The 5,279-nt window shown below is 38.4% G+C and carries 4 protein-coding genes and 1 pseudogene; 3 read left to right on the forward strand and 2 right to left on the reverse strand.

Annotation, left to right across the window (positions count from 1 at the left end; all coding sequences use genetic code 11):
• Positions 1–331 precede the first annotated feature (331 nt).
• The gene (locus Q0212_RS01325) at positions 332–1,756 is read left to right on the forward strand and encodes a DEAD/DEAH box helicase (RefSeq protein WP_297921049.1); all 1,425 of its coding nucleotides are present in this window, start codon (positions 332–334) and stop codon (positions 1,754–1,756) included.
• Positions 1,707–2,890, forward strand: a protein-coding gene (locus Q0212_RS01330; RefSeq protein WP_297921052.1) for an IS3 family transposase whose coding sequence is annotated in 2 segments (ribosomal slippage) — positions 1,707–1,989 and positions 1,989–2,890 — 1,185 coding nt in all. Because the reading frame shifts where the segments join, the coding sequence is not laid out codon by codon here. Before Q0212_RS01325 ends, Q0212_RS01330 begins: the two co-directional genes overlap by 50 nt.
• Before the next feature lie 123 nt (positions 2,891–3,013).
• Here the strand turns inward: Q0212_RS01330 and Q0212_RS01335 are convergent.
• Positions 3,014–3,532: pseudogene (locus Q0212_RS01335) on the reverse strand (pseudouridine synthase); the annotation flags it as partial.
• Between the two features lie 211 nt (positions 3,533–3,743).
• On the opposite strand from Q0212_RS01335, the gene icd reads away from it, so the two are divergent.
• The gene (gene icd / locus Q0212_RS01340; RefSeq protein ID WP_297921055.1) at positions 3,744–5,006 is read left to right on the forward strand and encodes an NADP-dependent isocitrate dehydrogenase; all 1,263 of its coding nucleotides are present in this window, start codon (positions 3,744–3,746) and stop codon (positions 5,004–5,006) included.
• Positions 5,007–5,010: 4 nt separating this feature from the next.
• On the opposite strand, the gene Q0212_RS01345 is transcribed toward icd, so the two are convergent.
• Positions 5,011–5,279, reverse strand: a 269-nt coding sequence (locus Q0212_RS01345) for a hypothetical protein (protein WP_297921058.1), incomplete at its 5' end; no start/stop codon positions are given.

A 5,279-nucleotide genomic window follows, 5' to 3' on the forward strand; every position in this document is an offset into this window, starting at 1 on the left:
ACTCTTTCCCTACACGACGCTCTTCCGATCTGTGAAGGTATTTCTCAGCCTAAACAAAAGATTATAGATTCACTGATGATGAACAAGCGTAATCCTTTATTCTGGCTTCCAAGCGATAAGTCTAAAGATGTGATTGCTAATATACCTGTCATTTGCGGTTTATGGATGTTGAGTACCGCCGATAAAAAATGGTGGTTTCGATCACCAAAAAACGTCAAGCTTATAAAGGATTTAATAGACTTTGACCAAAAATGGTTTGATAGTGCATTTAATCATGCTGTGATAATCGGATTTAGCCTAGGACTGCATAAAAAAGATATAGAGGGCTAGGATGATGAATTATTATTCAAAGCTATTACCTGATTTGTTGTCACATTCAAATGGTGCAATTGGTCGGCACTTAAATATTAAAAATCGACCATTAAATGATTATTTAAAACAATTATTGTCATCGTCATTAGGTGATAAAAACTGCTTAATGGGAGATGTTGTATTTGAACCAACCTTTGGTTGGCAAACAGCTATTCCAACACTTGATGATTTAATAGATGATTTATTAGACCCAGAACTTATAAAAGCAATGGATATGTCTAATGGTGAAATAAATCAGGATTATCGTTTTCCTAAAAGTAGTCGACCCTATGTTCATCAGCAAGAAGCATGGCGATTATTATCACAAAAAATAGCTCAATCGGTAGTGGTGACCAGTGGTACAGGCTCAGGTAAAACGGAGTGTTTTTTAATACCTATTTTGAGTGATTTAATCAGTCAACAGCGTCAACTAAATCAGCCTTTGGAGGGAGTACAAGCATTATTGATATATCCACTGAATGCGTTAATCGCAAGTCAGCGTGAGCGTTTAGATGCTTGGACAAGGCGTTTCGGCTCAGATGTTCGTTTTTGCTTATATAATCGTACATTACCGTATTGGGGAATAACTGAAAAAAGCAATCAAGTGTTGGATAGAAACTCTTTATGGGAGTCACCACCACCAATTTTAGTAACTAATGCAACAATGCTGGAGTATATGCTGTTAAGAAAAACAGACGAGTCAATTCTTTCAATGTCAAAAGGCAAACTAAAATATATTGTACTAGATGAAGCACATAGTTATTTGGGGGCTAAAGCTGCTGAATTAACTTTATTATTGCGTCGAGTTATGTTGGCTTTTGGTGTAACTTCGGAACAGGTTCGCTTTATTGCCACATCCGCAACATTAGGAGGGACTGAAAGTGAAAAACAATTACAGCAGTTCTTAGCAGCAGTTTCTGGTTTGCCATTAAATAGAGTGCATGTTGTAAAGGGTAGTCGATATATTCCTAAGCTTGATCGAGGGAATTTGCAGTACAGACAGGCTACTTATCAGGAATTACAAACATTAGACAAAGATAAGTTATACAAAGCGTTGTCTGCTAATCAGATAGCGATTTTTTTGCGTAATCAATTTATTAAAGAAAATAATATAACCCAGCCAAAGACCTTGTTATCACTACATCAAGTATTGAGCAGTCATCTTCATGAGCCAATAACTATATTCGATACTTTACAATGGATAGATTTATTAAGCTATGCAAAAAGTAAAGAGGGTCAGGCATTTTTACCATTAAGAATGCATGTTTTTCATTCAATATTAAATGGAGTATGTAATGGTCTAATAAAGCAGGACACGTTGATAGGTAGTATTTATACTGCAAGTAGAGGTGTTTATGAAAGCAACAAAGTCCACGAAAAAGCCGACCTACAGTTTAGCATTTAAACAAGATGCGGCAAAATTAGTGCTCGAAAAAGGCTATAGCTGCCAAAAAGCAGCAGACCATTTAGGAGTATCTTTAAGTGCATTATCACGATGGGTAAAAGCAGAACGGCCTGAGAATATAAGTGAATCCCTCGGTAAGAAATCCGTGTTAAGCCTAGCAGAACACGATGAATTGCGCCGCTTAAGAAGAGAAAACGAACAGTTAAGGATGGAGCGTGAAATTTTAAAAAAGGCGGCGGTCTTCTTTGCGAAAGAAGTCGAATAAAATACGCTTTTATTCGAGAGCAAAAGAAGACCTATCCTGTGACAATGTTATGCCGCATGATGAACGTGAGTCAAAGTGCCTATTATGCGTGGAACGAATCAACGCCTAAACGCCAGCAAAGGGAGCAAGAAGAGATGATGGTTGCCAACAAGCTAAGGCAACTATTTAATGATAATCGCTGTGTTTATGGGAGTCGCCGACTGACGAACATATTGAAAACACAGGGGATTCAGGTAGGCCGTCATAAAGTACGCCGTCTGATGCAAGATTTGAGCTTAGTCGTCAGATACCCTAAACGGTTTAAAGTAACCACCGACAGTCACCATAGTGAGTCTGTCTCACCCAATACTTTGGATAGGCAATTTAGTGTTAGCCAACCTAATCAGGTATGGACAACAGACATCACCTATGTGTGGACATTACAGGGTTGGCTGTATGTTGCGGTAGTTATCGACTTGTTTTCGCGGCACGTGGTAGGTTGGGCAATGGATAATCATATGAAAACGTCATTGTGTGTCAGTGCCTTACAAATGGCGTTTTGGCGACGAAAGCCTGCTAAAGGATTGATTCATCACTCTGACCGTGGTAGCCAGTATGCGAGTAAAGAATACCGTGAGCATTTGGCGATAATGGGCATGGAGCAAAGTATGAGTCGTAAAGGTAACTGTTGGGACAACGCGCCAACTGAACGATTTTTTCGCAGTTTAAAATATGAACAACTGCACTATGAGCGTTTCCGAACAGTTGCAGAGGCGAAACTGAGTGTGATTGATTATTTGGCCTTTTATAATGGTCAGCGGATTCATTCAACGCTAGGTTATAAATCGCCATTAGCATTTGAACAGGATTTCTTAAGACAAGCTGCCTGAAATAGTCTCCTGTTTTACTTGACCATTACACTTTTTTCTACGGCTAAAACTTGGAGCACTCTGTTGTGCGTCCAAGTGATTTACCTGCTTAATTCGCCCTAAACTCACATTAATTTCTTTTGACATACCTAATGCTAAGTCATTAATTTGCCATTCACCAATTTGTGCTCTAATCAAACGTAAGGTTGGAAAACCGACTGCCGCTGTCATGCGCCTTACTTGTCTATTACGCCCTTCTGTAATTGTTAATTCAATCCAACTAGTTGGAATATTGGCACGATAACGAATCGGAGGATCACGTTGCCAAATTGCTGGCTCGGCAATTTTTTTAACAATAGCAGGCATAGTCATACCATCATTTAACATGATACCTTGTTTTAATTGTTTAATCGCCTCGTCAGTAATTTCTCCATCCACCTGCGCCCAATAGGTTTTTGGCAATTTATATTTGGGCTCCGTAATACGCGCATTTAGTTGACCATCATCCGTTAATAGCAGTAAGCCTTCTGAATCAAAATCTAAACGACCGCAAGGATGAATCGCTGGATCAGAGAAAAAATCTGCTAATGTTGAGCGCTCATCAGTACGTCTAAATTGACATAAAACGCCATAAGGTTTATTAAATAAGATTAGACGACTCATGTAAACTCTCAAAAAATCGACAACAAATATCATTTAAAATTATAGTGATATTTATTATAAAAATGAATTTTGGCAAAAAAAATCTTTCAAATACGATTAACATAATCATAATTTAAATCTAAGGCTAAACCTTAAATTTATAAGCAAACTGGCATTACCATGCTACATTTTTAATAGACACTTTTATTAATAACAAGGGAGTACCTGCACAATGGGTTACCAAAAGATTGTAGTTCCAGCCGATGGCGACAAAATCACCGTAAACGCTGACCTTTCCTTAAATGTACCAAACTTTCCAATTATTCCTTACATCGAAGGTGATGGTATTGGGGTTGATATTAGCCCTGTCATGATTAAAGTGGTCAATGCCGCCGTTAGCAAAGCTTATGGTAGCAAACGTGCGATTTCATGGATGGAAATCTATTGTGGTGATAAATCAGCAAGATTATATGGCAATAATAATTATTTACCTGAAGAAACTTTAGAAGCCTTACGCGAATTTGTTGTTAGCATTAAAGGCCCGTTATCCACCCCCGTAGGCGGTGGCTTACGTTCATTAAACGTTGCTTTACGTCAAGAGTTAGATTTATATGTTTGCCAACGTCCAGTACGCTGGTTTAAAGGCGTACCTAGCCCAGTAAGTCATCCAGAATTAACTGACATGGTTATCTTCCGTGAAAACTCTGAAGATATTTATGCTGGTATTGAATGGAAAGCTGATAGCCCAGAAGCGATTAAAGTCATTAAGTTTTTACGCGAAGAAATGGGCGTAAAGAAAATTCGTTTCCCTGAAGGTTGTGGTATTGGTATTAAGCCAGTTTCTAAAGAAGGTACTCAACGTTTAGTGCGTAAAGCCATTCAATATGCGATTGATAACGATAAAGACTCTGTGACTTTAGTTCATAAAGGTAACATCATGAAATACACCGAAGGTGCATTCCGTGATTGGGGTTATGAGTTAGCTGCTGAGCGTTTTGGTGCTGAGTTAATTGATGGTGGCCCTTGGATGAGTCTAAGAAATCCAAAAACAGGCAAAAACATCATCATTAAAGACGTGATTGCTGATGCGTTCTTACAACAAATTTTAATGCGCCCTGCTGAATACTCTGTCATTGCAACGCTTAACTTAAACGGTGACTATATTTCTGATGCGTTAGCCGCTGAAGTAGGTGGTATTGGTATTGCACCTGGTGCAAACATTGGTGGTTCTATAGCCATGTTTGAAGCCACACACGGAACAGCACCAAAATATGCTGGCCAAGACAAAGTGAACCCTGGTTCAATTATTTTATCTGCTGAAATGATGTTACGTCATATGGGCTGGACTGAAGCGGCTGATTTGATTATTACAGGTACACAAGGCGCAATTAGTGCCAAGACAGTTACTTATGATTTTGAGCGTTTAATGCCAGATGCAACCTTACTACGTTGTTCTGAATTTGGTGATGCGATCATTAGTCATATGGAAGACTAAGTCTTTAAAATAGATAATAGGGTCTATTGATAAAAAGAGACAGCATAACTGTCTCTTTTTTCTTTTTCGCCCTTTCCATAATTTTGTCCAAAATGTCATAATAAGCAGCTATTATTAAAAATAACAACTCTGGACTTACGCGTTTCACCTTCAGGCGCGCGTTTGATGAACATAAAACCGTTGAAAACGGTTGAAATGTGAACAAATAAGCGATAACCGCGTAAGTCCTAAGTAAATAGGATAATAATCCACAATTGAGTTGCAAATTATAGC

This window comes from uncultured Agitococcus sp. (assembly GCF_937920075.1).
GTDB lineage: Bacteria > Pseudomonadota > Gammaproteobacteria > Pseudomonadales > Moraxellaceae > Agitococcus.

Coding starts and splice junctions, on each gene's coding strand:
- icd (WP_297921055.1), top strand. CDS start 3,744: ATGGGTTACCAAAAGATTGTAGTTCCAGCCGATGGCGACAAAATCACC.
- Q0212_RS01325 (WP_297921049.1), top strand. CDS start 332: ATGATGAATTATTATTCAAAGCTATTACCTGATTTGTTGTCACATTCA.